General features: G+C 58.6%; 25 protein-coding genes. 16 read left to right on the top strand and 9 right to left on the bottom strand.

Going from position 1 to position 23,254, the window contains the following annotated elements:
* Positions 1-56 precede the first annotated feature (56 nt).
* Both hdaA and ACQZ48_RS07435 read right to left on the bottom strand, forming a co-directional pair.
* Positions 57-785 carry a DnaA regulatory inactivator HdaA gene (gene hdaA / locus ACQZ48_RS07440; RefSeq protein ID WP_191217764.1) on the bottom strand — a complete coding sequence of 243 codons (729 nt, stop codon included), beginning with the start codon at positions 783-785 and terminating at the stop codon, positions 57-59.
* Positions 786-787: 2 nt separating this feature from the next.
* Positions 788-1,945 carry an AI-2E family transporter gene (locus tag ACQZ48_RS07435; protein ID WP_077982969.1) on the bottom strand — a complete coding sequence of 386 codons (1,158 nt, stop codon included), beginning with the start codon at positions 1,943-1,945 and terminating at the stop codon, positions 788-790.
* Between the two features lie 240 nt (positions 1,946-2,185).
* Between ACQZ48_RS07435 and ACQZ48_RS07430 the strand changes: the two genes are divergently transcribed.
* The 5 genes from ACQZ48_RS07430 to ACQZ48_RS07410 all read left to right on the top strand — a co-directional run bounded on the left by ACQZ48_RS07430 (position 2,186) and on the right by ACQZ48_RS07410 (position 6,526).
* Positions 2,186-2,980, top strand: coding sequence for a class I SAM-dependent methyltransferase (locus ACQZ48_RS07430; protein WP_191217763.1), 795 nt, complete (start codon positions 2,186-2,188; stop codon positions 2,978-2,980).
* Positions 2,981-3,103: 123 nt separating this feature from the next.
* Positions 3,104-4,177 carry a phosphoribosylformylglycinamidine cyclo-ligase gene (purM, locus tag ACQZ48_RS07425; RefSeq protein WP_191217762.1) on the top strand — a complete coding sequence of 358 codons (1,074 nt, stop codon included), beginning with the start codon at positions 3,104-3,106 and terminating at the stop codon, positions 4,175-4,177.
* Positions 4,174-4,848 (top strand): phosphoribosylglycinamide formyltransferase, encoded by a 675-nt coding sequence (purN, locus tag ACQZ48_RS07420; protein ID WP_077982539.1) that lies wholly within the window; start codon positions 4,174-4,176, stop codon positions 4,846-4,848. Before purM ends, purN begins: the two co-directional genes overlap by 4 nt.
* Positions 4,849-4,979: 131 nt before the next feature.
* Positions 4,980-5,915 carry an omptin family outer membrane protease gene (locus ACQZ48_RS07415; RefSeq protein WP_191217791.1) on the top strand — a complete coding sequence of 312 codons (936 nt, stop codon included), beginning with the start codon at positions 4,980-4,982 and terminating at the stop codon, positions 5,913-5,915.
* A gap of 224 nt (positions 5,916-6,139) precedes the next feature.
* Positions 6,140-6,526, top strand: a complete 387-nt coding sequence (locus tag ACQZ48_RS07410) for a hypothetical protein (protein WP_137410073.1) — start codon at positions 6,140-6,142, stop codon at positions 6,524-6,526.
* Positions 6,527-6,561: 35 nt separating this feature from the next.
* Here the strand turns inward: ACQZ48_RS07410 and ACQZ48_RS07405 are convergent, their stop codons facing one another.
* Together ACQZ48_RS07405 and ACQZ48_RS07400 are read right to left on the bottom strand one after the other, a co-directional pair.
* On the bottom strand, positions 6,562-7,188 hold the full coding sequence (locus tag ACQZ48_RS07405; RefSeq protein WP_077982542.1) for an NUDIX domain-containing protein: 627 nt from the start codon (positions 7,186-7,188) through the stop codon (positions 6,562-6,564).
* A 55-nt stretch (positions 7,189-7,243) separates the two neighbouring features.
* Complete coding sequence (locus ACQZ48_RS07400) at positions 7,244-9,466, bottom strand: molybdopterin-containing oxidoreductase family protein (protein ID WP_448728702.1); 2,223 nt, start codon at positions 9,464-9,466, stop codon at positions 7,244-7,246.
* A 41-nt stretch (positions 9,467-9,507) separates the two neighbouring features.
* On the opposite strand from ACQZ48_RS07400, the gene ACQZ48_RS07395 reads away from it, so the two are divergent.
* Positions 9,508-10,371: a 23S rRNA (adenine(2030)-N(6))-methyltransferase RlmJ gene (locus ACQZ48_RS07395; RefSeq protein WP_448728701.1), complete on the top strand. Its 864-nt coding sequence runs from the start codon at positions 9,508-9,510 to the stop codon at positions 10,369-10,371.
* Positions 10,372-10,375: 4 nt separating this feature from the next.
* Here the strand turns inward: ACQZ48_RS07395 and ACQZ48_RS07390 are convergent, their stop codons facing one another.
* Positions 10,376-11,323: a lysylphosphatidylglycerol synthase domain-containing protein gene (locus tag ACQZ48_RS07390; protein ID WP_137410070.1), complete on the bottom strand. Its 948-nt coding sequence runs from the start codon at positions 11,321-11,323 to the stop codon at positions 10,376-10,378.
* Between the two features lie 207 nt (positions 11,324-11,530).
* Between ACQZ48_RS07390 and ACQZ48_RS07385 the strand changes: the two genes are divergently transcribed.
* Positions 11,531-12,304 (top strand): ribonuclease T2 family protein, encoded by a 774-nt coding sequence (locus ACQZ48_RS07385; RefSeq protein WP_137410069.1) that lies wholly within the window; start codon positions 11,531-11,533, stop codon positions 12,302-12,304.
* A gap of 112 nt (positions 12,305-12,416) precedes the next feature.
* Positions 12,417-13,013 carry a glutathione S-transferase gene (locus tag ACQZ48_RS07380; RefSeq protein ID WP_077982546.1) on the top strand — a complete coding sequence of 199 codons (597 nt, stop codon included), beginning with the start codon at positions 12,417-12,419 and terminating at the stop codon, positions 13,011-13,013.
* 115 nt (positions 13,014-13,128) lie between these two features.
* Here the strand turns inward: ACQZ48_RS07380 and ACQZ48_RS07375 are convergent, their stop codons facing one another.
* A complete protein-coding gene (locus ACQZ48_RS07375; protein ID WP_077982547.1) occupies positions 13,129-13,785 on the bottom strand; it encodes an outer membrane protein in 657 nt (218 codons plus the stop codon).
* A 349-nt stretch (positions 13,786-14,134) separates the two neighbouring features.
* On the opposite strand from ACQZ48_RS07375, the gene ACQZ48_RS07370 reads away from it, so the two are divergent.
* From ACQZ48_RS07370 to ACQZ48_RS07350, 5 genes are all read left to right on the top strand, one after another.
* On the top strand, positions 14,135-14,923 hold the full coding sequence (locus tag ACQZ48_RS07370) for an SDR family oxidoreductase (RefSeq protein WP_077982548.1): 789 nt from the start codon (positions 14,135-14,137) through the stop codon (positions 14,921-14,923).
* Positions 14,920-16,965 carry an excinuclease ABC subunit UvrC gene (gene uvrC, locus ACQZ48_RS07365; protein ID WP_173988643.1) on the top strand — a complete coding sequence of 682 codons (2,046 nt, stop codon included), beginning with the start codon at positions 14,920-14,922 and terminating at the stop codon, positions 16,963-16,965. The genes ACQZ48_RS07370 and uvrC overlap by 4 nt, the downstream gene beginning before the upstream one ends.
* A gap of 103 nt (positions 16,966-17,068) precedes the next feature.
* Positions 17,069-17,656 (top strand): CDP-diacylglycerol--glycerol-3-phosphate 3-phosphatidyltransferase, encoded by a 588-nt coding sequence (gene pgsA, locus ACQZ48_RS07360; RefSeq protein ID WP_077982549.1) that lies wholly within the window; start codon positions 17,069-17,071, stop codon positions 17,654-17,656.
* Positions 17,656-17,910, top strand: coding sequence for a molybdopterin converting factor subunit 1 (gene moaD, locus ACQZ48_RS07355; RefSeq protein WP_173988640.1), 255 nt, complete (start codon positions 17,656-17,658; stop codon positions 17,908-17,910). Before pgsA ends, moaD begins: the two co-directional genes overlap by 1 nt.
* Positions 17,911-17,914: 4 nt before the next feature.
* Positions 17,915-18,370, top strand: a complete 456-nt coding sequence (locus tag ACQZ48_RS07350; protein WP_137410066.1) for a molybdenum cofactor biosynthesis protein MoaE — start codon at positions 17,915-17,917, stop codon at positions 18,368-18,370.
* A gap of 111 nt (positions 18,371-18,481) precedes the next feature.
* On the opposite strand, the gene ACQZ48_RS07345 is transcribed toward ACQZ48_RS07350, so the two are convergent.
* Positions 18,482-19,378, bottom strand: coding sequence for a branched-chain amino acid ABC transporter permease (locus tag ACQZ48_RS07345; RefSeq protein ID WP_191217758.1), 897 nt, complete (start codon positions 19,376-19,378; stop codon positions 18,482-18,484).
* A gap of 61 nt (positions 19,379-19,439) precedes the next feature.
* On the opposite strand from ACQZ48_RS07345, the gene ACQZ48_RS07340 reads away from it, so the two are divergent.
* Positions 19,440-19,991: a CGNR zinc finger domain-containing protein gene (locus tag ACQZ48_RS07340; protein WP_448728700.1), complete on the top strand. Its 552-nt coding sequence runs from the start codon at positions 19,440-19,442 to the stop codon at positions 19,989-19,991.
* Entirely contained in the window at positions 19,988-20,500 is a 513-nt protein-coding gene (locus ACQZ48_RS07335) for a hypothetical protein (protein WP_191217757.1), read from the top strand. The genes ACQZ48_RS07340 and ACQZ48_RS07335 overlap by 4 nt, the downstream gene beginning before the upstream one ends.
* A gap of 212 nt (positions 20,501-20,712) precedes the next feature.
* Here the strand turns inward: ACQZ48_RS07335 and ndk are convergent, their stop codons facing one another.
* A complete protein-coding gene (gene ndk / locus ACQZ48_RS07330; protein ID WP_003496769.1) occupies positions 20,713-21,135 on the bottom strand; it encodes a nucleoside-diphosphate kinase in 423 nt (140 codons plus the stop codon).
* Positions 21,136-21,238: 103 nt separating this feature from the next.
* Positions 21,239-21,934: a glutathione S-transferase family protein gene (locus ACQZ48_RS07325; protein WP_077982555.1), complete on the bottom strand. Its 696-nt coding sequence runs from the start codon at positions 21,932-21,934 to the stop codon at positions 21,239-21,241.
* A 256-nt stretch (positions 21,935-22,190) separates the two neighbouring features.
* Here ACQZ48_RS07325 and ACQZ48_RS07320 point away from each other — a divergent pair, with 256 nt between their 5' ends.
* Positions 22,191-23,237, top strand: coding sequence for a GGDEF domain-containing protein (locus ACQZ48_RS07320; RefSeq protein WP_165691165.1), 1,047 nt, complete (start codon positions 22,191-22,193; stop codon positions 23,235-23,237).
* The last annotated feature ends 17 nt before the right edge of the window (positions 23,238-23,254 follow it).

The following is a 23,254-nucleotide window of genomic DNA, read 5'->3' as shown; positions in this document are numbered from 1 at the left end:
CATCGCGTGATCGTCCTTCTTGCCCGTATAACAGTTTGACGACGGAACTGTGACAGTCAATCGACGTCCAGTCCGCTGCCCGCCGTTGCGTTGTCCATCGCATTGAGGACTTCCGCCACCAGCGGACGGGTAATTCTCGTTCCACGCGCGAGCGCCAGACGGTCGATCCGATCCACGATCGTCTGCGCCGTGTCGAGCGAACGCTCCATCCTATTGACGATGTAACCTATGAGTTTGTCATCCATGTAAAGCTGCCGGTCGGCAAAGAGTTTCACCAGCACCTGCGCCAGCAGCCCTTCGTCCGGCTCGCCGGTTTCCACCACCGTTACCGCTTTGAGGCGCGAGCGCAGATCCGGCAGCGTCACCGGCCATGCGGCGGGCCATTGCCGGCTGGTCATCAAAAGCGTCGTGCCGTGCTGGCGAACGCTGTTGATGACATGGAAAAGTTCGGTCTCGTTAAAACCGCGCCGGTCGGCGTCCTCGAAAAGAACCGGTCCCGTTTCGGCAGCACGCGCGGCATCAGAGCCAGCTTCAGGGTGAATGTCGCGCGCGTCGCTGATATTTTTCCAGATATTGGCAAGATGGGATTTGCCCGAACCCGGCGGCCCGGCCAGCACCACGACGGGCGAGCGCCAGTTCGGCCATTCATCAATAAGGCTGACGGCAGCCGCGAGCGAGGCGGAGACGAGGAGATCATCCCTGCCGGAGGCGGACTGGTGCGAGAATGCGAGCGGCAGCTGCTCGGCCTTCGACCGGGCGTTGTCGGTTTTGATTTGGTCAGTCATCGTCAGCTCTGAGAGTCAACCTTGCCGGAGGACGTTTCCCCTTCTTCAAGGGCGGGGTTTGTGTCCCAGGGAAGGTTGGCGGCATGCCCGTGGTAAAGATCGCTTTCAAGATACCGCGACAAGGCGAAGCGGACAAGCACACCGACCGCCGCCGCCGCCGGCACCGCCACGAGAAGCCCGACGAAACCGAAAAGCGCACCGAAGGCGAAAAGGGCGAACATGAGCCAGACCGGATGCAGGCCAACGCTTTTGCCGACAAGCTTCGGTTGCAGGATATTTCCTTCGATAAACTGCCCGGAAAAGAACACGACGAGCGTCAGAAACACATAGATGTAATCCGGCCAGAACTGCACGATGGCGACGCCGACGGCAAGGATGAGGCCGACCATGGAGCCGATATAGGGAATGAAGCTGATGAGGCCGGAGAAAAGGCCGATCAGCAGGCCGAAATTCAAGCCCACCAGCGACAGGCCGACGGCATAATAAACGCCGAGAATGATGCAGAGCGACCCCTGCCCGCGCACGAAACCGGCAATGGTCTTATCCATGTCGCGGGCGATCTGGCGGACGGTATGGACATAATCGCGCGGTATCCAGCTATCGACCTTATCGATCATCCGGTCCCAGTCGAGCAGCAGATAGAAGGCGACCACGGGCGTGACGACCAGCAGCGACACGACATCGACCAGCGATTTGCCGGAATTCCATATCTGCGTCAAAAGCGTGCCGATGAAACCCGCGCCTTCGGTCAAAAGCTTTGAAAAATTCTCCTTCACGGCGTCAATCTGGCTGCTCACCCAATCCGGCAGGAGATTGGTGTCGGCGCCGGCGATCAGTTGCTGCAGCGAGGAGATATATTGCGGGATGCGCGTGATGAATTCCGAGGCCTGGGCGGCGATCAGGGGAATGATGATGATGAGCGACAGCGCGAAGATCAGCACGAAGGAGACGAGAATGACGACGGTGGCCATCAGCCGGCTCAAGCCGCGCCGCTCCAGCCAGTCGGCAACCGGGTCGAGGAAATAGGCGAGCGCCATGCCCGCCACGAAAGGCAGGAGAATGGAACTGAAGACCATCAGGAAAAGGATAAATACGGCAAGTACGCCGATCCAGAAAAACACCTGCCGGCGCAGGCTCGTCCCGCTTACATGTGGTTGCATCCGTTCATCCTTTATCGCCGCACCGTCACCGCCCATGATGGAGATAGGATGCGCATATGCACATGGTCAAGACGGCGCTTTCACGCGCCGACTGAAGGAGACTGCCCGTACAGCAGCAAAATCCCTCATTTCCGGCCATCCCTCGCAACGGCAGGTTGACCGGCGGTAAATATTAGACAACTATCAAATATTGCCGGGAGAGCCAGCGGCGCTCTTTCGTATCCGGCGACCGGGGGCACGATGCAGAACAGCAGCGAAAATGGCATCGCGGAATATAATGCCGGTCTCTTCGATAATCCCGAAGTTGCCGAATGGTATGACAACCAGCAGCTTTACCCGGCCGAACGCATCATTCTCGATCAGTTCCGCCATGCCTATGCGGGCAAGCGGCTGCTTGACCTCGGCGTCGGCACCGGACGAACGACGAAGCCGCTTCTGCCGCTGGTGGAAGATTATATCGGCATTGACCGTTCGCAGCCGATGCTTGCGCTGGCGCGGCGCAATTTTCCCGCCGCCACGTTTCTCGACATGGATGTGCGGGCGATCGGCCAGTTCGGCGCGGAGCGTTTCGATTGCGTGCTCGGCGCGCTCGCAATTTTAAGCGCCTTCGATCATGAGGACCGGCTTGCCATCATCCATGCCGTGCGAAGCATTCTCGCACCCGGCGGATATTTCATCTTTTCGTTTCACAATCGCGAATGGAAGCGGGCCGGCGGCATGCCGCTGCACCGACGTTCCTGGCACCCGCGCGAGGTGGTGAATTCGCTGCATCCGCAAAGCTGGATCAACTATCTGCGCCTGCAACCTTCGACACGGCGAACACCGGAATACGCCATTCTCGCGGATCAGGCGCACCGCTGGAGCGGCTTGTTTTATTTCATCGACCTTGCCGCCCAGACCCGCCAGTTGCAGGATGCGGGCTTCGAGGTGGTCGCCCGTTATGGCGAGAACGGACGACAGATCGAGAAAAATTCCGATACGTCCAATGACGGCCTGCTCAATCTCGTCTGTCGCGTCGCGCAGCAGCCATCGTGAGCACCCAATCCGGCTAGCACCGCCAAAGCCGTTAAAAACCGGAGCTTTTGCCACTCAAACCCTTGCATCAGGCCCCGTCCCGTGCGAATGGCGACGCCAAAGGAACCAGCGGAGACGAGAGCCATGAGCCAGTCGGGCAAGAACGGTCTTACCTATAGCGATGCGGGTGTGGATATCGACGCCGGCAACCTGATGGTCGAGAAGATCAAACCGGCGGTGCGCTCCACGCGGCGTCCCGGTGCGGATGGCGAAATCGGCGGCTTCGGCGGCCTGTTCGATCTGAAGGCGGCTGGCTTCACCGATCCGGTTCTGGTGGCCGCCAATGACGGCGTCGGAACCAAGCTGAAGATCGCCATCGATGCTGACTACCACGACACCGTCGGTATCGACCTCGTCGCCATGTGCGTCAACGACCTTGTCGTCCAGGGCGCAGAGCCGCTGTTCTTCCTCGATTATTTCGCCACCGGCAAGCTCGATCCCGACCAGGGTGCCGCCATCGTTTCCGGCATCGCCGCCGGTTGCCGCGAATCCGGCTGTGCGCTGATCGGCGGTGAAACCGCTGAAATGCCCGGCATGTATTCCGATGGCGATTACGATCTCGCCGGCTTTGCCGTGGGTGCAGCCGAACGCGGCCAGCTTCTGCCGGCCGGCGACATTTCCGAAGGCGACGTCATTCTCGGCCTCTCCTCTTCCGGCGTTCACTCCAACGGCTTTTCGCTGGTGCGCAAGATCGTGTCGATTTCCGGTCTCGACTGGAGCGCGCCTGCCCCCTTCGCCGACGGCAAGAAGCTCGGCGAAGCGCTGCTGACACCGACCCGCATCTATGTGAAGCCGCTTTTGAAGGCGATCCGCGAAACCGGCGCACTGAAGGCGCTGGCACATATTACCGGCGGCGGTTTTCCGGAGAATATTCCGCGCGTTCTGCCAAAGCATCTCGCCGCCGAAATCGATCTCGGCGCGATCAAGCTTCCCGCTGTCTTCTCCTGGCTCGCGAAAACCGGCGGTGTTGAAGCCAATGAAATGCTGCGTACCTTCAATTGCGGCGTCGGCATGATCGTCGTCGTTTCGGCTGAAAATGCCGAAAAGGTCACGGAGGTTCTGACCGCCGAAGGCGAAATCGTTTTCCCGCTCGGCCGCATGGTCGCCCGCGAAGAAGGCGCGCATGGCACCATCTACAAGGGCGCTCTCGGCCTATGATGAGCGCCGCCTTCCCGTCCGGCCGCAAACGCGTCGTCGTTTTCATTTCCGGCAGCGGCTCCAATATGGTGTCGCTGGCCAAGGCCTGTCAGGCGGCGGATTTTCCGGCGGAAATAGTCTGCGTGATCTCGGACAAGGCGTCTGCGGGCGGGCTGCAAAAGGCACGCGATCTCGGTATTCCGACGCTGGTCTTCGAGCGCAAGACTTATCCCAGCAAGGCCGAGCACGAAGGCGCCATTCTGGCGGCACTTGGCGAGATTGCGCCTGATATCATCTGCCTTGCCGGTTACATGCGGCTGATATCTGGGGATTTCATTGCCCCCTATGAAGGCCGCATCATCAATATCCACCCTTCCCTGCTGCCGCTTTTCCCCGGCCTGCACACCCATCAGCGTGCCATCGACAGTGGTATGAAAATTTCCGGCTGCACCGTGCATTTCGTCACCGAAGGCATGGATGAAGGCCCGACCATCGCGCAAGGCGCGGTGCCGGTGCTTTCCGACGATACGGCCGATACGCTTGCGGCACGCATTCTAACCGTCGAGCACCAGCTCTACCCACTGGCGTTGAAGCGGCTTGCCGAAGGCAAGGTTCGAATGGAAGACAGCAAGACTATATTCGCTGACGACGAGATTAAATCCGAACCTCAAAGCCTGATATCCGTCTTGTAACTTATTTATTACTAAATTACAAAATTCTTAATATTGTAATTTATGCCGAATAAACCGATTATTTACCATAATCATCTTTAATGGCATCAACGGCCTTTCATTTCAGGCTCTCCGGTCATTCAGGAGCGATTATGCCATTTTCGAGATTTTCACTGCCGCTCTCGGCCGCCTTGGCCATCAGCACGACCGTGCCAGCAATGGCGGAACCGGGCGGCATTACCGCCTCGCTGGATGCAGGCGTTCTTAACATCAAGGCCACCGAGACTCTCTACAGCGGAAGCCATAAAAACAGTCAACTCGACTGGAAAACGACGAATGCTATGGCCCTGCGCGGATCGCTCGGCCTGGAGCTCTCGCCCGACTGGCGGATCAAGACGGAAGGGCGAATCGGCTTTGCCGGTGACGGCTACATGACCGATTATGACTGGCTGTATCCTTATTATAAAGATACGTCCAAGGAAGGATGGAGCCACCGCTCGCAGCATGGTGACACCCGACTTGATCATTACCTGGCCGGAAGCATCGAACTGAACAGAACTCTCCTGGAGGACCCGCTGCAACATCTCAGCGCGGGTATAGGCTTTCGTTACACAGACGTACAATGGTCGTCATATGGCGGGAGTTACATCTATAGCTCGCGCGGCTTTCGAAATTACGTCGGGGATTTTGGCAACGGTGAAAAGGCGATTACCTACCGGCAGCAAATCCCCGTATTTTACGGCAACCTGACCGGCGGACGCAAATTCGGCAACTGGTCGCTGAACGCCGGAGTGGAAGGGGGCGCAATGGTCTATGCCAAGGCAACCGACGACCATTGGATGCGCTCCATCCGCTTCACCGATAAATTCGATATTGGCGGCATGTTCGGGGCAAAAGCTGGCATCGCTTATGACCTGACCGAGAATGCCTCAATCTATCTGGATGGCGCTTACGAATATACGAGCTTCGGCAGGGGTGACAAAACCGCGACATCCTTCGGAAGCGGCAGCGGTACGGTTTACAGCAATGCCGGCGGCGGCGACATGCAGTCGCTTTTCGTGGGAATGGGCGTCAAGGGACGGTTCTAGCATGCGGTAACTTTGAGACGGAAGAGCAGCATAGAGCGCTCGCTGATGGTCAGCCGACATCACCGCATATTGGTGAGACGCGCGCCGTATCGTCGCTCCCATGAAAAGCCGCGTTCGGGCGATGATTGACTTCTTATTTTCATCGGCGTTACTTTATAGTTGCTAAGTAATCTTTTTCAGAAATTATTATTCAAGTTATTCTCACTAAAAAAATTTGGCGATTTATGATGAAATCAATTTGTATTGTTTCCGCTTTTTACGTGACAGCATTCTCCATCTCCTCCGCGATGCTGGCTCCGGTATTTGCAACCGAGAAATTTGCGACCAAGGCTGAATTCATCACAGCCACCGCCGGAAAGACGCTCACAACGAAGACCAAGAAAGGTGATACTTTTACGGCTACTTATGACGCCAATGGCAAGGGCAAGTTTTCCATCGAAGGCAAAACCTCGGGCGACCTCAGTTGGACGTTCAAGAACGATACCTTGTGTTCCGAATTCAAGTCGATGAAATTCAAGGAATGCAACAAAGTCGTCGTGGGCAGTGGAACGGAACTGAAATTTCTGGACGCGAAGACCGGTAGCCTCAACAACACTTACAGCGTTAAATAGGCTAACTTGTCCGCATCTTTAAGGGTCGGCGCCGATCAGCTCTTGTTTAGGAGGCCGCGATTTAACATCGCCCACTGCAGCAGAATGATCGTCTTGGAGTCGGTGATTTCACCCGATGCGATCATTCCGAAGGCTTCATCCAGCCCATAGGTCAGAACCTCCAGATCCTCGCCTTCGTCCTCCAGCCCGCCGCCGTTGCCGGCCTGCACGTCGAGGTCGATGCGCGCGACGAAGAGGCTGACCTTCTCCGTCAGCGTGCCGGGGCTGGCATACATATCAAACAGATAATCGACCTTTTCGACAGCGTAGCCGGATTCCTCCATCGCCTCGCGGCGAATGGCATCGGAGGCATCGTCGTCATCGAGAAGCCCTGCCGGCACCTCGATCATGAAGCTCGGATCGCCGTTCACGAAAGCGGCAGGGCGGAACTGGCGCACCATCACCACGCTGTCGCGCTTCGGGTCATAAAGGAGAATGGCAGCCGCGCTGCCGTGGTCGTGGACTTCCCGGACGATGCGGATGGTTTTGCCATCCGGCATGCGCTGGTCGAAAACGAGCTTCTGCATGTGCACAAAGCCCTTCCAGACGGTTTCCTTTTCCACCAGCCGGATTCTGCCGGCATCCGCGTCTGCCGGAATGTTTTTCGCCTGCGTCTGTGTCACCGGATATGTCCTTGCCTGTCGTGGGAGTTCAGCCTGCCCGTGTTGCGGCGCAATATCAAGCCTCGCGGCTCTCATCGTCGCGGTGGAGCCAAACCTTGTTGTCGTGGAATGCCGCGCCGCCATAAGGTGCAACGGCATCGGCGCCGGTCAGAACATTGATGCCCTCGCCGTCCAGATGCGCCTTGTTCGGCCACAGCCCTTCGGCAATCAGCACACCCGGCCTTGCGCCCTCCACGATCTTCGCATGGAGGCGGACCTCGCCGCGTGTATTGCCGATGCGGACGATATCGCCATCCGCAATATCGTTGCGGGCCGCATCCTCGGGACAGACCATCAATTCCGGACGACCTTCCTTCTGCACGGAAGTTTTGGTTTCCGCGAAAGTGGAATTCAGGAAGTTGCGCGCCGGTGACGTCGCCAGCCGGAAGGGATAGTCCGCATCCGCAACCTCGATGACATCGACCTGATCCGGAAATTTCGGAAACTCGGACACCGGTCCCATGACACCGATGTTTTTCGGGGGCTTGTTGGGAGAAGGCCCCGTTGCCCAGTCGGGACTGAAACGGAATTTGCCGTCGCCATAACCAAAGCCCTCCAGATAATGCGCGACCTCGAAAGGCGGCTGCGCATCGATCCACTTCTCTTCGGCCAAAGTTTCAAAATCGCCCCAGCCGCTGATTTTCAGCATACGGTCCACATGGTCGCGAGCCGAAAGGCCGAAGCCCGGCATATGGTCGACACCGAGGCGTTTTGCCAGTTCTTCGATGACGAAGAGATTGGTGCGCACCGTTTCCGGCGGCTCCACCAGCTTCGGGCCGAGTAGGATATGGTTCTGGCCGCCAGCGCGGTAGATGTCGTCATGCTCGAGAAACATGGTGGCGGGAAGCACGATATCGGCCAAATCGGCCGTCTCCGTCATGAACTGCTCGTGCACCGCGACGAAGAGATCGTCACGCAGAAAGCCCTGCTTCACCAGCCGCTGTTCGGGCGCGACATTGACGGGATTGGTGTTCTGGATGAGCAGCGCCGTTACCGGGCCGCCATGGCGCAGCGCTTCTGCGTCCCCTGTCAGTACGCGGCCGATCTGCGACTGGTCGAGCTGGCGCACGTCGGGGTCAGCATAGGCCGTTCCCATCAGCTCCGCCTTGTTGAGACGGAAGATATCACCATTATTGTGGAACGCACCGCCGCCCTCATATTGCCAGGAGCCGAGAACCGTGGCGATGGAAAGCGCCGCATGCATGGCGATCGCACCGTTGCGCTGGCGGGCAAAACCATATCCCAGCCGGAAAAATGTCTTCTTCGTCGTGCCGACAAGCCGCGCGAAAGCCTCGATCTCATCAACGGAAAGACCCGTGATCTCGGATGCCCATTGCGGCGTCTTCGACTTCAGATGTGCTTCAAGCCCGTCTGGATCGTCGGCGAAACGCGTCATGTAATCGCGGTCGGCATAACCGTCGCGGAAGGCGATGTGCATGACGGCGCAGGCAAGTGCGGCATCCGTGCCGGGGCGCACGACGATGCGCATATCCGCCTGTTTCATGGTCGGATTGTCATAGATATCGACAACGACGATCTTCGCGCCGCGTTCTTTTCGGGCTTTCACCGCATGGGTCATGACGTTGACCTGCGTGGCCACCGCATTGGTACCCCAGATGACGACGACATCGGCCTTGGCGATCTCGCGCGGATCGGGGCCGCGCAAGGCGCCGGTGCCCATCACATAGCCGGTCCAGGCCATGTTGGTGCAGATCGAACCGAAAAAGCCGGAATATTTCTTGGCGTGGCGCAGGCGCTCGATGGAATCGCGCTGCACCTGCCCCATCGTGCCGGCGTAAAAATAGGGCCAGATGGCCTCGGCACCGTGCCGGGCTTCGGCTTTGACGAAAGCGTCGGCCACCTCGTCCAGCGCCGCTTCCCAGGAAATCTCCTGCCAGTCGCCGGCCCCTTTTGCACCCTTGCGGCGCTTCGGCGTCAGCAGACGGCCGGGATGGTAGATGCGCTCGGAATAACGCGCCACCTTGGCGCAGATGACGCCGGCGGTATATGTATTGGCATTGGCGCCGCGCACACGGCCGATGCGGCCATCGGCATTGATATCGACCTCCAACGCGCAGGCGCTCGGACAGTCATGCGGGCAGACCGTGTGTCCGATACGGACTTCGGCCTTCGGGGCGGCTTTTTCAGCGGAAATCGGGGTCGCAACGTTCATGTCTTTTGTATATTGCATCAACGATGCGGCAAAAAGGCCGAAGTGACGTCCATCAAGAATATTCATCCTGGCCATCCGTCCGGGTAAACGGCAAGCGAGACACATCCATGAACTACCGCCACATCTATCACGCCGGCAATTTCGCGGATGTCCTCAAACATGCCGTTCTTGCCCGCCTCGTGCGTTACCTCCAGAACAAGGACAAGGCGTTTCGGGTGCTGGACACCCATGCCGGCATCGGGCTTTACGACCTCACCTCGGAAGAGGCACAAAAAACCGGCGAATGGCAGACCGGCATCGGCAAGCTGATGGAAGCCGACCTGCCCGCACCCATCGCCGCATTGCTGGAACCCTATCTTGCCGCCGTGAAGGAATTGAACCCGGAAGGCGGCGTGAAATTTTATCCCGGTTCGCCGAAACTCGCACGTATTCTGTTTCGCCCGCAGGACCGGCTTTCGGCCATGGAACTGCACCCGGATGACAGCCGGGCGCTCGCACGCCTGTTCGAGGGGGACTATCAGGTGCGTGTCACCGAGCTGGATGGCTGGCTGTCGCTCGGCGCGCATCTGCCGCCGAAGGAAAAGCGAGGCCTGATCCTCGTCGATCCGCCCTTCGAGCTTGAGAATGAATATCAGCGTCTGGCAGATGGTCTGAACAAGGCCTATCGGCGTTTTTCCACCGGCACCTATTGCCTGTGGTATCCCTTAAAGAAAGGCGCGCCGATCAAGGATTTCCACGAGCGGCTGCAATCCTTCGATATTCCCAAGATGCTGTGCGCGGAACTTTCCGTCAAAAGCGACCGGCTGGATGGCCTCAGCGGCTCCGGCCTCATCATCGTCAACCCGCCCTATACGCTGAAGGAAGAGCTGCACACGTTGCTGCCCTACCTGAAGACGACGCTGGCGCAGGACAGGTTCGCTTCGCAGCGCGCCTTCTGGCTGCGCGGCGAGGAAAAATCGGAAGATAATTGAGGGGCTATCTCAGCCCTTCCCGCCTCTGCGCCTGCGCAAGCTGCGACCGTTCGAAGAACAGGATCACGAACAGGGCCATGATGAAGGGAATAATGAGGTAGAACAGGCGGAAGACCAGAAGCGCCGCGATGACGTCCGCGGGGTTCATGTCCGGTAGGCCGGTGACGAAGACCAGTTCCAGCACCCCCAGTCCGCCCGGGGCGTGCGAGATGAGCGCCGCCGAGAAGGAAACCAGAAATATGCCGAGAATAACCATATAACCGGGATTTCCGGCTTCCGGCAGCGCGAAATAGATGATGCCGGCCGCGCCGATCAGTTCGATCGGGCCAATGACGAGCTGCTGCGCAACAAGCTTCGGTGCGGGGTAAGGCAGCACGAAGGAGCCGATTTTAAGAGGCTTCAGCCTGAGCAGGCTGCCGAGAACATAAAGGCTGACGAATAGCAGCAGCACGACGCCTGTCGTGGTGGAGGCTTCGACCGGCAAAATGCCGGTGAACCGTTCGGTGATGTCAGGCTCGTAAAGCAGCACCAGCCCGATCAGCATGATCGTGCCGATGAGAAAGGTGAACGAGCAGAGGCCGACGAGCACGCCCACTTCCGCCACACTCAGCCCCTTGGACGTATAGGCCCGATATCGCACCACGGCACCCGAGAATACCGAGGCCCCGACATTGTGGGAAAGCGCATAGGTGGTGAAAGAGGTAAGCGTGATGAAGAACCAGTTCACCTTGCGGCCAAGATGCTGCAACGCGATACGGTCGTAACCGGCGAGCGCGGCATAGGCCAGCAAGGTTGCAAGGCCCGAACACAGCCAGTCCCGCACGCGAATGGCTTTCAGGCTGTCCCAGAGATCATCGAGCGACAGCCCGCGCAGTTCGTGAAAAAGCAACCATGCGGAAAAACCGATCGTCGCAAAGCCAACGACAGGCCAGATATATTTCTTGAATTTCATGCGGTCATGCCCGCCAATTTCCCCCAGCTTCACCCCGCCCCGTTCCGTCTTTTGCGGAAGATTCGTTTGACTTTATTCGTTATGCGGCAAAGCTTTCAACCTTTTCATCAAAGATTGGCGGTTTGCCCCGTTCACAAGTTGATGTAAGACCGGATCGTCGCCCGCCGGCGATGTGAGGTCGTCCACTTTCCGGAGAACGTACACGGAATGAAGCGTTATGCCGGTTTCATCGCCCTGGGCCTTCTATCGCTCGCCGCGTTATGGTTCGCGCGGGGAAATCCGGTGCCGACCAGCCCCGCCAGCAACCGGCAGACACAATCCCAATCGCAAACCGCCGGCAATTCCCGGCCGGACGCTCCAGGGCGCGAAGTTTTCCAACAGGCGACAGGTAAAAACCCTGCGCCCCGCGGAGACGGGTTCGATTTTTACGTGCTGTCGCTCTCCTGGTCACCGGCATTCTGCGCCAGCTCCGAAGGCTCGGGCAACCGCCAGCAATGCGGCAGCGACAGGCGTTACGGTTTCGTGGTGCATGGGCTGTGGCCACAGAACGAAAACGGCTACCCTGAATTCTGTCGAAGCGGCGAACCCGACCGTGTTCCGGACGCGATCGGCCGCCCGCTGTTCGACATCATGCCGTCCATGGGCCTGATCGGCCACCAGTGGCGCAAGCACGGTTCCTGCTCCGGCCTGTCGCAGCGAGACTATTTTTCGGCGACACGAGCCGCCTTCGAAGCCATCCGGCTGCCGGAAAAGATCGCCTCGGGCGCCGAGGCCACCACTCTCTCCGCCGACGCCATAGAAACCGCCTTCACCGACGCCAATCCCGGCCTGTCGAAACGCGGCATCTCCATCAGTTGCGACGGCAGGCGCCTTGAGGAAGTGCGCATCTGCCTTAACAGAGACATGACATTCCGCGACTGCCCCGAGCTTGACCGCAAGGGCTGCCGCGCCAACACCACGGAAATCATCCCCATTCGCTAGCGCGCATCGGATATTCCCTGTTGCGTTCTTCTACATACTTTCCAGACATAAAACCGCTATGCAGTCTTATAGACTAATCCAGTCCACAGACGACAACCCACAGGACCCGACCATGGAACTGCTCTACTCGCCCGCCTCCCCCTACTCCGCCAAGGTACGTATGGCCGCGCGCCACCTTGGCATCGACATTACCTCCGTGCGTGTCGATACCAGTGCCGAGCCGGCAACGCTGATGGACAACAATCCGCTCGGCAAGATTCCGGTCCTGCTTCTGGATGAAGGCGGCTCGGTCTATGACAGTGTGGCGATCATGCATTATCTCGACCGTCTTTCGGGCGGCAAGCTCTACCCGAAAAAGAACGGCAAGCGTACGGATGTGGAAATTCTCGAAGCGCTGTGCGACGGCATCATGGATTGCCTGCTGGCCATCGTTTACGAGCGTCGTTTTCGCCCGGAAGATAAGATCCACCAGCCATGGATCGACAAGCAGTGGAGCAAGGTGGCTCGCGGACTTGATTATCTCAATGCAAACCTGCCGAAAACCGGCAAGAAGCTGCATGGCGGCCATTTCGCCCTTGCCGCGATGATCGGTTATCTCGACCTGCGTTTCGCCGGGGAATGGGCCGAAGGACGCGATGCGCTGGCGGCTTGGCCTGAAACCTTTGGCAAGCGTTTCGAGGCCTATGCGGAAATGAAGGCCGCCGCTTGAGGCTTTGACTCGAACAACGCCCGGCCTGATCGCCGGACGTTATTCTGGCCCTATGCCAAAAAACAAAAAAGCCGAGGCGTAAACCCCGGCTTTTCTTTGACCGATCCGAAAAGGATCAGAATTTGACGCCGATACCGGCCTTGACGGAGTGATCGTCGAAACCACGCGAGAAGGCGCCGGAGTCGAGACCGTAGTCCTTTTTCTGGTAGTCGCTATAGCGATATTCCAGACGGGCGGTGATGTTATCGGTCACCATGGCTTCCACACCGGCACCAACAGTGTAACCGAGAGCGGTGGCGCTGTCCTTGGAGGTCGCGTCACGCACCTTGTTATCGGAAACTGCCAGACCGGCCGTGCCGTAGAGCAGGAACGGGTTCATGTCGTAACCGACGCGGGCACGCAGCGAGCCGTTGACGCCCTGCTTGCCTTCGATGGCGTTACCGGCAACCGTACCGGCAGAGCCCTTCTCGTCACCGAGATTGATGTCGGCTTCACCACCGTAAACGATCTGGCCGTTCTGCATGTTGTAACCGCCGTACAGGCCGCCGCCGAAGCCCTTGGCGTCACGGCCGTCATTGCTGGAGCTGAAACGGCCCCAGTCATAGTTGACCGTACCACCGAGGTAGGCGCCGGACCAATCCTTGACCGGTGCGGGCTGGTCGTAGGACACCGGTGCCTGTGGCACTTCATTTACGGCGTCAGCGGCGTGAGCAGCCGAAAAGCCGGCGACTGCCATGGTCGAAGCCATAAGGGTTGCTACGAAAATACGCATGCTATTCTCCTTTCAGGACCGGTCTGTACTCAAAACATTGTTCTCAGACGCGGTGTAAACTCGTCGGGTTAATCGCCCCTCTGGAAACTGAATTTGATAGGAGAATGCGGAGATCAAAGAGCCAAAATGTGAATTGTTTGGGGCAGCGGCGTGACTAGAATTAGACGTTGCCCAATTGCCACAAGGAGTTTATTAACCCTAACAGAAACCTAACCAGCAATAGATCGCCTTTAAACTTAGTTATATTCAAATTAAACCGAAATTGCATTGCGAATAAAAAATCGCCCAATTCTTTTGGGGATGCGTGACAGCTTGCGATTTGCATCTATATCCAGCACATAGGGAATATATGAGCAAATGCAGGTCCGTCGTGAAAGAACATATACCGAAGACAGTCTTGATAACGGGGGCCGCCCGCCGGCTGGGGCGGGCAATCGCCACCGATCTCGCAGCCCACGGCTTTGCGATTGCCGTCCACGCCAATGAATCGATGGCACAGGCGGAGGAATTCGCTAACGAAATAAGGCAGAAAGGTGGCAAGGCCGTAGCCGTTCAGGCGGACCTGACACAATCTGCGTCAACAATGATGCTTGTCGAAAAGGCCGCCTCAGCCCTAGGGCCGATTGGTGTCGTCGTCAACAATGCCTCGGTTTTTCTGAAGGATTCGGCGGAAACGCCCGATCCTGATGTCTTTGATGCGCATTTTGCGGTTCATGTGCGGGCCCCTTCCCTCATCGCCGCCGCCTTCGTCGAGCAATTGCCTGCGGATACATCCGGGCTGATCGTCAATATAATCGACCAGCGCGTGCTTGCGCTGACCCCGCGTTTTTATTCCTATACGCTTTCGAAATCGGCCCTTTGGACCGCAACACAAACCATGGCACAAAGCTTCGCGCCACGGGTGCGGGTCAATGCCATCGGGCCGGGTCCCACCTTCAAAAGCGAAAGACAGGCGCCCGAGGACTTTCAGGCGCAGATCGACGGCCTTATATTAAAGCGTGGTCCTGCGCCGGACGAGTTCGGGCGGACGATTCGCTTTCTTTACGACACGCCGTCGGTCACCGGACAAATGATCGCGCTCGATGGCGGCCAGCACCTCGGCTGGGAAACCCCTGACGTGGCGGAGATAAATGAATGAACGGAAAGAAGCTGCCTGACGGCGGTATTCTCTTCGATGAAACCGACGACGAAGACGACGATGCAAACCTTGCCGTGACCGATGCGGCCGAGGCATCGAGCGACGTTGCCGGCATGGACTGGAATGCGGGCTGGAAGAATGAATCCGGCCTGAAGGGCATGGATCTGATCGGCGAATTCGTCAAACACCTGCCGAATGCGCCGGGCGTCTATCGCATGTTCAACGAGGCGAACGATGTTCTTTATGTCGGCAAGGCGCGCTCGCTGAAGAAGCGTGTCGGCAATTACGCGCAGGGCCGCGTGCATTCCAACCGCATTGCCCAGATGGTGCGGCTGACCGCGCATATGGAATTCGTCACCACCCGCACGGAAACAGAGGCGCTTCTTCTGGAAGCGAATCTGATCAAGCGCTTGCGGCCGCGCTTTAATGTGCTTTTGCGCGACGACAAGTCGTTTCCTTACATTCTCATCACCGCCGACAATCGTGCCCCGGCGATCTTCAAGCATCGCGGTGCGCGGGCGCGCAAGGGCGATTATTTCGGACCGTTCGCATCGGCCGGCGCTGTCGGCCGTACGATCAATTCGCTGCAGCGCGCCTTCCTGATTCGAACCTGTACGGACAGCGTGTTCGAAACCCGCACGCGCCCGTGTCTTCTTTACCAGATCAAGCGCTGTTCCGGCCCCTGCACGCATGAGATCAGCGATCAGGGGTATGAAGAACTCGTCAAGGAAGCCAAGGATTTCCTGTCCGGCAAGAGCCAGAGCGTCAAGACCGCGATTGCGCGGCAGATGAACGAGGCGGCCGAGGATCTCGATTTCGAGCGCGCCGCCGTCTATCGCGACCGGCTGGCCGCACTTTCCCATGTCCAGAGCCATCAGGGCATCAATCCCGCCGGCATCGAGGAGGCGGATGTCTTCGCCATCCATCACGAAGGCGGCATCTCCTGCATTCAGGTTTTCTTTTTCCGCACCGGCCAGAACTGGGGCAACCGCGCCTATTTCCCCAAGGCCGACCCTTCCCTGCCCGGCTCGGAGATCCTCAACGCCTTTCTGGCGCAGTTCTACGACGACAAGCCTGTGCCGAAGCAGATCCTGCTGTCGGAGGCTGTCGAAGAACAGGAACTCCTGGCGGCTGCCCTCGGTGAAAAAGCCGGGCACAAGGTGACGATCAACGTGCCCCAGCGCGGCGAGAAGAAGGACATTACCGACCATGTTCTGGCCAATGCCCGTGAGGCGCATGGCCGCAAGCTGGCGGAAACCTCGTCTCAGGCGCGGTTGCTGAAAGGCATGGCCGAGACGTTCAACCTTCCCTATGTGCCGCGCCGCATCGAGATTTACGATAACTCCCACATCATGGGCACCAATGCCGTGGGCGGCATGGTGGTGGCGGGGCCGGAAGGTTTCGTGAAGAACCAGTACCGCAAATTCAACATCAAATCGACCGACATCACCCCCGGTGACGACTTCGGCATGATGCGCGAAGTGATGACCCGTCGCTTCTCGCGCCTGCTGAAAGAAGAAGGCAAGCCGGATCGCGAACGCGTCCCGACATCGGAAGAAGCCGCCGACCTGCCCTTCCCCGCCTGGCCGGATGTGATCCTGATCGACGGTGGCCAGGGCCAGATGACTGCGGTGCGGGCCATCCTCGATGAACTCGGCATTCGCGACTGCGTGACCGCCATCGGCGTCGCAAAGGGCGTTGACCGCGAGGCGGGCCGTGAACGCTTCTTTGCGGATGGGCGCGCCGATTTCTCTCTGCCGCCGCGCGACCCCGTGCTTTATTTCATCCAGCGCATGCGCGACGAGGCGCACCGCTTCGCCATCGGCTCGCACCGGGCACGACGCAAGAAGGAAATGGTGCGCAATCCGCTGGATGAAATTTCGGGAATCGGTCCGGGACGGAAGCGCTCCCTGCTGCAGCATTTCGGCACGGCAAAGGCGGTTTCCCGCGCCGGCCTCAACGATCTGATGGCTGTTACCGGCATTTCGGAGACGGTGGCGCGACAAATTTACAATCACTTCCACGAGAGCGGCAGTGATTGACGCAGAACGGTGGGACCGAACTGCTAAAAAAACATAATCACGTGTTGACGCTATGCCTTGGCGGCGGCATCAAGACAGTTGATCTCAGACTGACAGGTTTCCCATGGCTTCGCGCGCATACAGCATTCCCAACCTTCTCACCTATGGCCGCATCTTCGCGGTTCCTGTCATTGTCCTGTGTTTTTACGTCGAAGGGAAACTGGAAAGCTCGGATTTCGCGCGCTGGACGGCTCTGTGGCTGTTCATCATCGCTTCGCTGACCGATTTCCTCGATGGTTATCTGGCGCGTATCTGGAACCAGACCTCCAATATCGGCCGCATGCTGGACCCGATCGCCGACAAGCTTCTGGTCGCCTCCGTGCTCCTTTTGATGGCGGCGGATGGCACCATTGCGGGCTGGTCGCTTTGGGCAGCTATCACCATTCTCTGCCGCGAAATTCTGGTCTCGGGCCTGCGCGAATATCTGGCGGCGTTGAAGGTCAGCGTTCCCGTCACCCGCATCGCCAAATGGAAGACGACCATCCAGATGGTCGCCATCGCCTTTCTTCTTGCCGGTCCGGCCGGCGACAAGGTTCTGCCCTACACGACCGAAATGGGCATTACCCTGCTGTGGCTCGCGGCGGCGTTGACCATGTATACCGGCTATGATTACTTCAAGGCTGGCCTGAAACACATCGTGGACGAAGACTGATGACGCGGATCGTTTATTTCGCCTGGGTTCGCGAGAAGATCGGCACGGATGAAGAGGAGCTGGACATCTCCCCCTCCATCACCACCGCCGGCGAGCTGATCGCGTGGCTTGCGACGCGCGGTGAAAATTACGAAGCGGCCTTCGAATTCCCCAATGTAATTCGCGTCGCCGTCAATCAGGAACATGTCGAGCACGATGAGAGCATCGTCGGCGCGCGCGAGATCGGCATCTTCCCGCCGATGACGGGGGGATGAGCGGGTGCAGCCGACAGTCCGCGTGCAGGCAAAGGATTTCGACGCTGCGGAAGAAACCCGCCGGCTGACGGAAGGGGACAGGAGCATCGGCGCGGTCGTGGCCTTCACCGGGCTCTGCCGGGATGATGGCGGCACGCTTGCGGCGCTGGAACTGGAACACTATCCCGGCATGGCAGAGGCGGAAATAACCCGCATCGCCAAGATTGCCATGGAGCGCTTCGGCCTTCTCGGCCTCACCGCCATCCACCGCCACGGCAAGATCGCTACCGGCGAAAATATCGTCCTCGTCATCGCAGCTTCATCGCATCGACAGGCGGCCTTCGATGGCGCGAATTTCGTGATGGACTATTTGAAGACATCCGCCCCGTTCTGGAAAAAGGAACATGGCAAGGATGGCTCGGCGGGCGACTGGGTGGCGGCAAAGACGACCGATGACACGGCGAAGGACAAGTGGCGATAGAGCATTTCCAGGAAAAGTGGAGCCGGGTTTTCCGTCCGGAAATGCGACGAAACAAAGAGTTAGAGCGCTTTCGCGATTCGAAGAAACGCGAAAGCGCTCTAGGGGCCAGACTCAGGGTGCTTCCACCCTGCTGCGCATGACAATCAGCCAGCCGACCAGCATCGCCAGAACCACCGCATCGCGCCAGGCGGCCGGTCCGTAACCGACCCAGAACGTTTCCGCAAAGCCGACGGCGGCGGCCCCAAGGCCGCAGATGAGCGGACTGGCATAACCGCCCGCCGCTGAAATCAGCACCACCTTCAGCCCAAAAACCAGACCGGCCCCGAAATCCATGGTGCCGTAATAAAATGTGGCCAGCACACCGGCGATGGCGGCGACCAGACCCGCCGCGCAATAGGACAGCAGAAATATCCTGCCCGCATTCACCCCGCATAAAGCGGCGGCAAAAGCATCGTCCGAGACCGCCTTCCAACGCCTGCCGAAAGCGGAACGGTCAAGATAAAACGACCCTGCGAGAATGAGCAGGCAGAAGGCCGCCGTGTTCAGTATCTGCATCGGTGTCAGGGTCACGGCAAAGCCGCCATCGGCCCAGAAGCGCACCGGCTGAGATAACAGCGGCGGCAGCCATAATTGCCTTGTATCGGCGGCGAGCCTTGCGCTTTCGGTCAGCGCGATCAGCACGCCGACGGAGGCGACGGTCACGGCATTGGGAGAGGCTTGCGCCAGCGGCCGCATCACCGCCCTGCCGACAAAACCCGCCACCCACAGCCCGCCGAACAGGCCTGCCCCCGCCCCGAGCGCCAATGTTGCCGGCAGAATCAGCCACAGCCGGTTCCAGCCGAAATCCGCAAATAACAGGCAGGTCTGCCCGGCAAAGGCGAATATGGCGCCATAGGTTAAATCGGCGCGTTTGGTCACCGAAAAGGCGACGGCATAACCGAAGGCCAGAACCGCATAAAGCGAGGCGACCGGCACGGCATTCAGCAATTGTTGCAGGAAATAGGCCAAGCGCTTCCTCCCTCAATTATTATAACTGTTAAAACTCATTTTGACAGTTATAATACGTGGCATGACCTTTCGCTGGACAGAACATCGTTTCGCAGGCGGCGCATTGGCGCTAGATGTCGCCAACAGCGTGATCCTGCGCTCGGATGCGGCAAAAACAGTCGACCGTTTTGCCGTGCCGGCGCAGATCGCGGCCTTTGCCGAAGCGGCCACAAAGCTCGGCGCGGAACGTGACAGGTTTCCCACACTCATCGCGCCCGAGGCGGAAAAGCACGCGGTTTTTCTCGATCTTCGCGAGGCTGTCGACGATTATTTCCGCGCCGCCATTGCCGGCGACGACGATGGTGACGACAGGCTGGCCGGGCTTCTCTTCGCCTGCGGCACGGCGCTGCGGACGTTTCCGCTTGCCGAAAACCTCGGCAACGCCACCGCCCATTCCGCCCTCTCGCTGCTTGCCGGCGAGACACGGGAACGGCTGCGCATCTGTGGCAATTGCGGCTGGCTTTTCATCGACCGCAGCAAGAACAGAAGCCGTATCTGGTGCGATATGGCGGTGTGCGGCAACCGACGGAAGGCCAGCCGGCACTATCATCGGAAAAAGGAGGCGCAAACATGAAAGGAATCGCCCTTCCAATGCTAACGATTGCAGGGATGCTCGCCCTTTCCGGCTGCCAGCGGGACGAACCGCGTGAGGTGGCGAAGATCTCCGGCCGGATGTTTGTGTTTAACTACCGCGTCGCCATCGCCACCTATCTGGTGACGCTTCAGCGCATCGCCCCCGTTCGTGACGGCAGCACCATTGAGGCGACGTTCGAAAACCCGCGCGGTGGTCCAAACCTCGCCAGCCGCGAGAAGATTTTTCCGAAAGACGAAAAGATCACGGTTCAGAGCCCACCGGTGGAATGTGTGAAGCAGGACCGGCCCTATAAGGTCACCATCCGCATCAAGGGGCCGGAAGGCAATATTCTGCAGACCATCGAGACCACGATCCGCTCCGACACTGACCAGTCGCTTCTTCCCGCCAAGCCGCTAGTGGTCGGCCCGCTCTATACGCCCAATCCGGAGGTATTCAAACCGGATGGCACGACGGATATGCGGCCAGTTCAGGGATGCCCGGCATCGTAGGCCAGACGGAATGAATGACGTGAAGACTTTTCCTCTCTCATTCCTGTGCTCGTCACAGGAATGAGAAAGGTGGAATGACTGCGGCTGCAGCCTAGTCCTTTACCGCCTATCCAAACAAAAAAAACGGAGCCTCTCGGCCCCGCTTCTTCGAGTCTTTTCAGCAGCTTCGTGCAATCGCCTGCAACGACGATTCAAGCCGTTGAGATTTTGAATCAGCCGACGATTTCGGTTTCGGCGAACCAGTAGGCGATTTCCTGAGCGGCGGTTTCCGGAGCGTCGGAGCCGTGAACGGAGTTTTCGCCGATGGAGAGCGCAAAGGTCTTGCGGATGGTGCCTTCAGCGGCCTGGGCCGGGTTGGTGGCGCCCATGATCTCGCGGTTCTTCAAGATAGCGTTTTCGCCTTCCAGAACCTGAACGATGGTCGGGCCGGAGGTCATGCCTTCAACGAGTTCGCCGAAGAAGGGACGCTCTTTGTGAACCGCGTAGAAGCCTTCGGCTTCGCGCTTGCTCATCCAGACGCGCTTGGAGGCGACGACGCGCAGGCCGTTGTCTTCAAATACCTTGGTGATCGCGCCCGTCAGGTTACGCTTGGTTGCGTCCGGCTTGATCATCGAAAATGTGCGTTCAATCGCCATATGTCCGTTTCCTTTTCCTTCAGAGAAAGTGGGCGGTCTTTACCCGCCCAAAGGCCCGAAAACAAGGGGGATCGACGAGATTGCGACGATCATGCCAGACATTTCACGCCGCTGTCACACTGCGGCCTCTCGCATCGTAGAGATCGAGACAACCTTCGAACCAGTCCCTCACGGGGTCGTTTTCGGCGAACAAATCCGCCCCGGTGGTAATGCGCGCCCATTGCAGGGCGCCGAAGACGATATAATCCGCAAAGAGCGGCGATGCGCCGCCAATGAAAGGCTGGAAGCTCAGCATACGCCGGATCGGCGCAAGCAATGCCGGGAAGGCTGCGATTTCCGCCTCGCGGTTCGCCACCACATCCTCAAGCGGGCGGCCGAGGGCTTTCGTGCGGCTGTCGCGGAAATAACGGCGGTCCGGCTCGTCCAGCATATTGTGGATATCGAGCACGGCAATACGGACGATGGCCGGATGAAGCATCGTCTGCGACCAGCTTTCGACGAAACGGGCCATGGCCTTGCCGCCCTCGCCGTTGAACAGCGACGGGCGCTCCGGGTAAGCCTCGTCCAGATAAAGCGCGATCTCAAAACTGTCACTCACCAGCTCGTCACCGTCTCGCAGGATCGGCACGGTCTTCGAAAAACCATCCTCCACCGTCGGGATCACCGTGAAGGGTAAAGGCCGCTCCTCGAAATCCAGCCCCTTATGCGCCAGCGAAAGCACGGTTTTCCAGCAATGGGGAGAAAATGGCCGGGAAGTATCGCTTCCGCATAGCGAATAAAGCGTTCTGGAAGTCGTCATGGGCTGCCCTCTTCTGCAATATCGATAAAACGATATAAGAACGGCCGGACGATGAAATCAAATCAGGATTTGTCATTCAATCGATCACAAGCGCATGTGATCCGTGAGTCTGTGCGAAGTGAAATTTTTCACTTCGCAGCGCAACAATTTTTCCCTGATTCAATCAATTTTAAAGCGTTGCTTGTAAGAATAACACCATTCAACAATCGGTTATTGCCGGTCTATTCATAATAATCTCTCGGTATTGGGGCTGTCAGTGACGACATCGGCGGGCGATAAAAAACGTGATCAGGCGCGAAGTTCTCTTGTCGTCACCAAAATTACGCAGTTCATCGCCAAGATGAACATTGCGCCTCTGCCGCGCAATTATGAATTGATCTACGAAATATTGTCCGGACACAATCCTGCCATGGGTCGCGACATTCTTGCGCTCGGCAATGCGCCGCAGCAGCATGAAATCGACCTCATCGGCCAGCGGCACAATCTGCCCGGCTTTTCGCGCATCGAAGCCGAACAGATGGCAAGCGAGGCCCTCGATACACTGACGCAGATTTCCGTGCGGCTTGATGCAAGCCTTCGACGCACAGAGACTTTCCTGGCCAGCCTTGAGCAGGATGAAGATGGCGAGCGGTCCGCAGCGGAGCGCTTGGTCGATTTGCTGGGCGATATCCACGAAGAACAGACGAGCCTTCGGAATTTCATCGCCATGGGACTGGTGAAAATCCGCGAGGTTGAAAGAAACCGGGGCGAGCTTCAGGTCGCCTCGTTGCGCGACGCGCTGACGGCTCTACCAAACCGGGCCGCCTTTCTCGAAAAGCTGGACCTTCTTTTTTCAAAGGACCGGGCTGCATCCGCCACCTCGCTCGTGCTGCTGGATATCGATCATTTCCGGGAGATCAACGGCAAATACGGCTCGTCCGCCGGCAACAAGGCATTACGACGTCTCGCCGCCCTGTTTCGCAAAACCATCAAGAAAGACGATTTCGTCGCCCGTATCGGCGGTGATGAATTCGCATTTCTGTTTGCCGGCGTATCGCAAAACACGGCCGAGGCCATTGCCGAGCGGCTGCGGCAGAGCGTGGAGGCGTTGCGCTTTGCGACCGCTGGCGGCGATGGCGAACATCTGACGGTGTCGATCGGCGTCGCAGAAGTGGATGGCACCGCCACGCCCGCCGAATTTTTCGACCATGCCGAACTCGCTCTGCTTTCGGCCCGCTGCGGCGCACGCAATTGCGTCGTCGGTTATTCGCGGGAGGTGGCGCAGCATAGCCGCAACAGCTATCTGGTGCAGCTCGGCGATTGACCGTTTAATCTCGCGCG

Source organism: Agrobacterium sp. 22-209-1, from assembly GCF_053522485.1.
The sequence above is the reverse complement of the archived record's forward strand: the minus strand, read 5'-3'. Positions and strand labels throughout refer to the sequence as shown.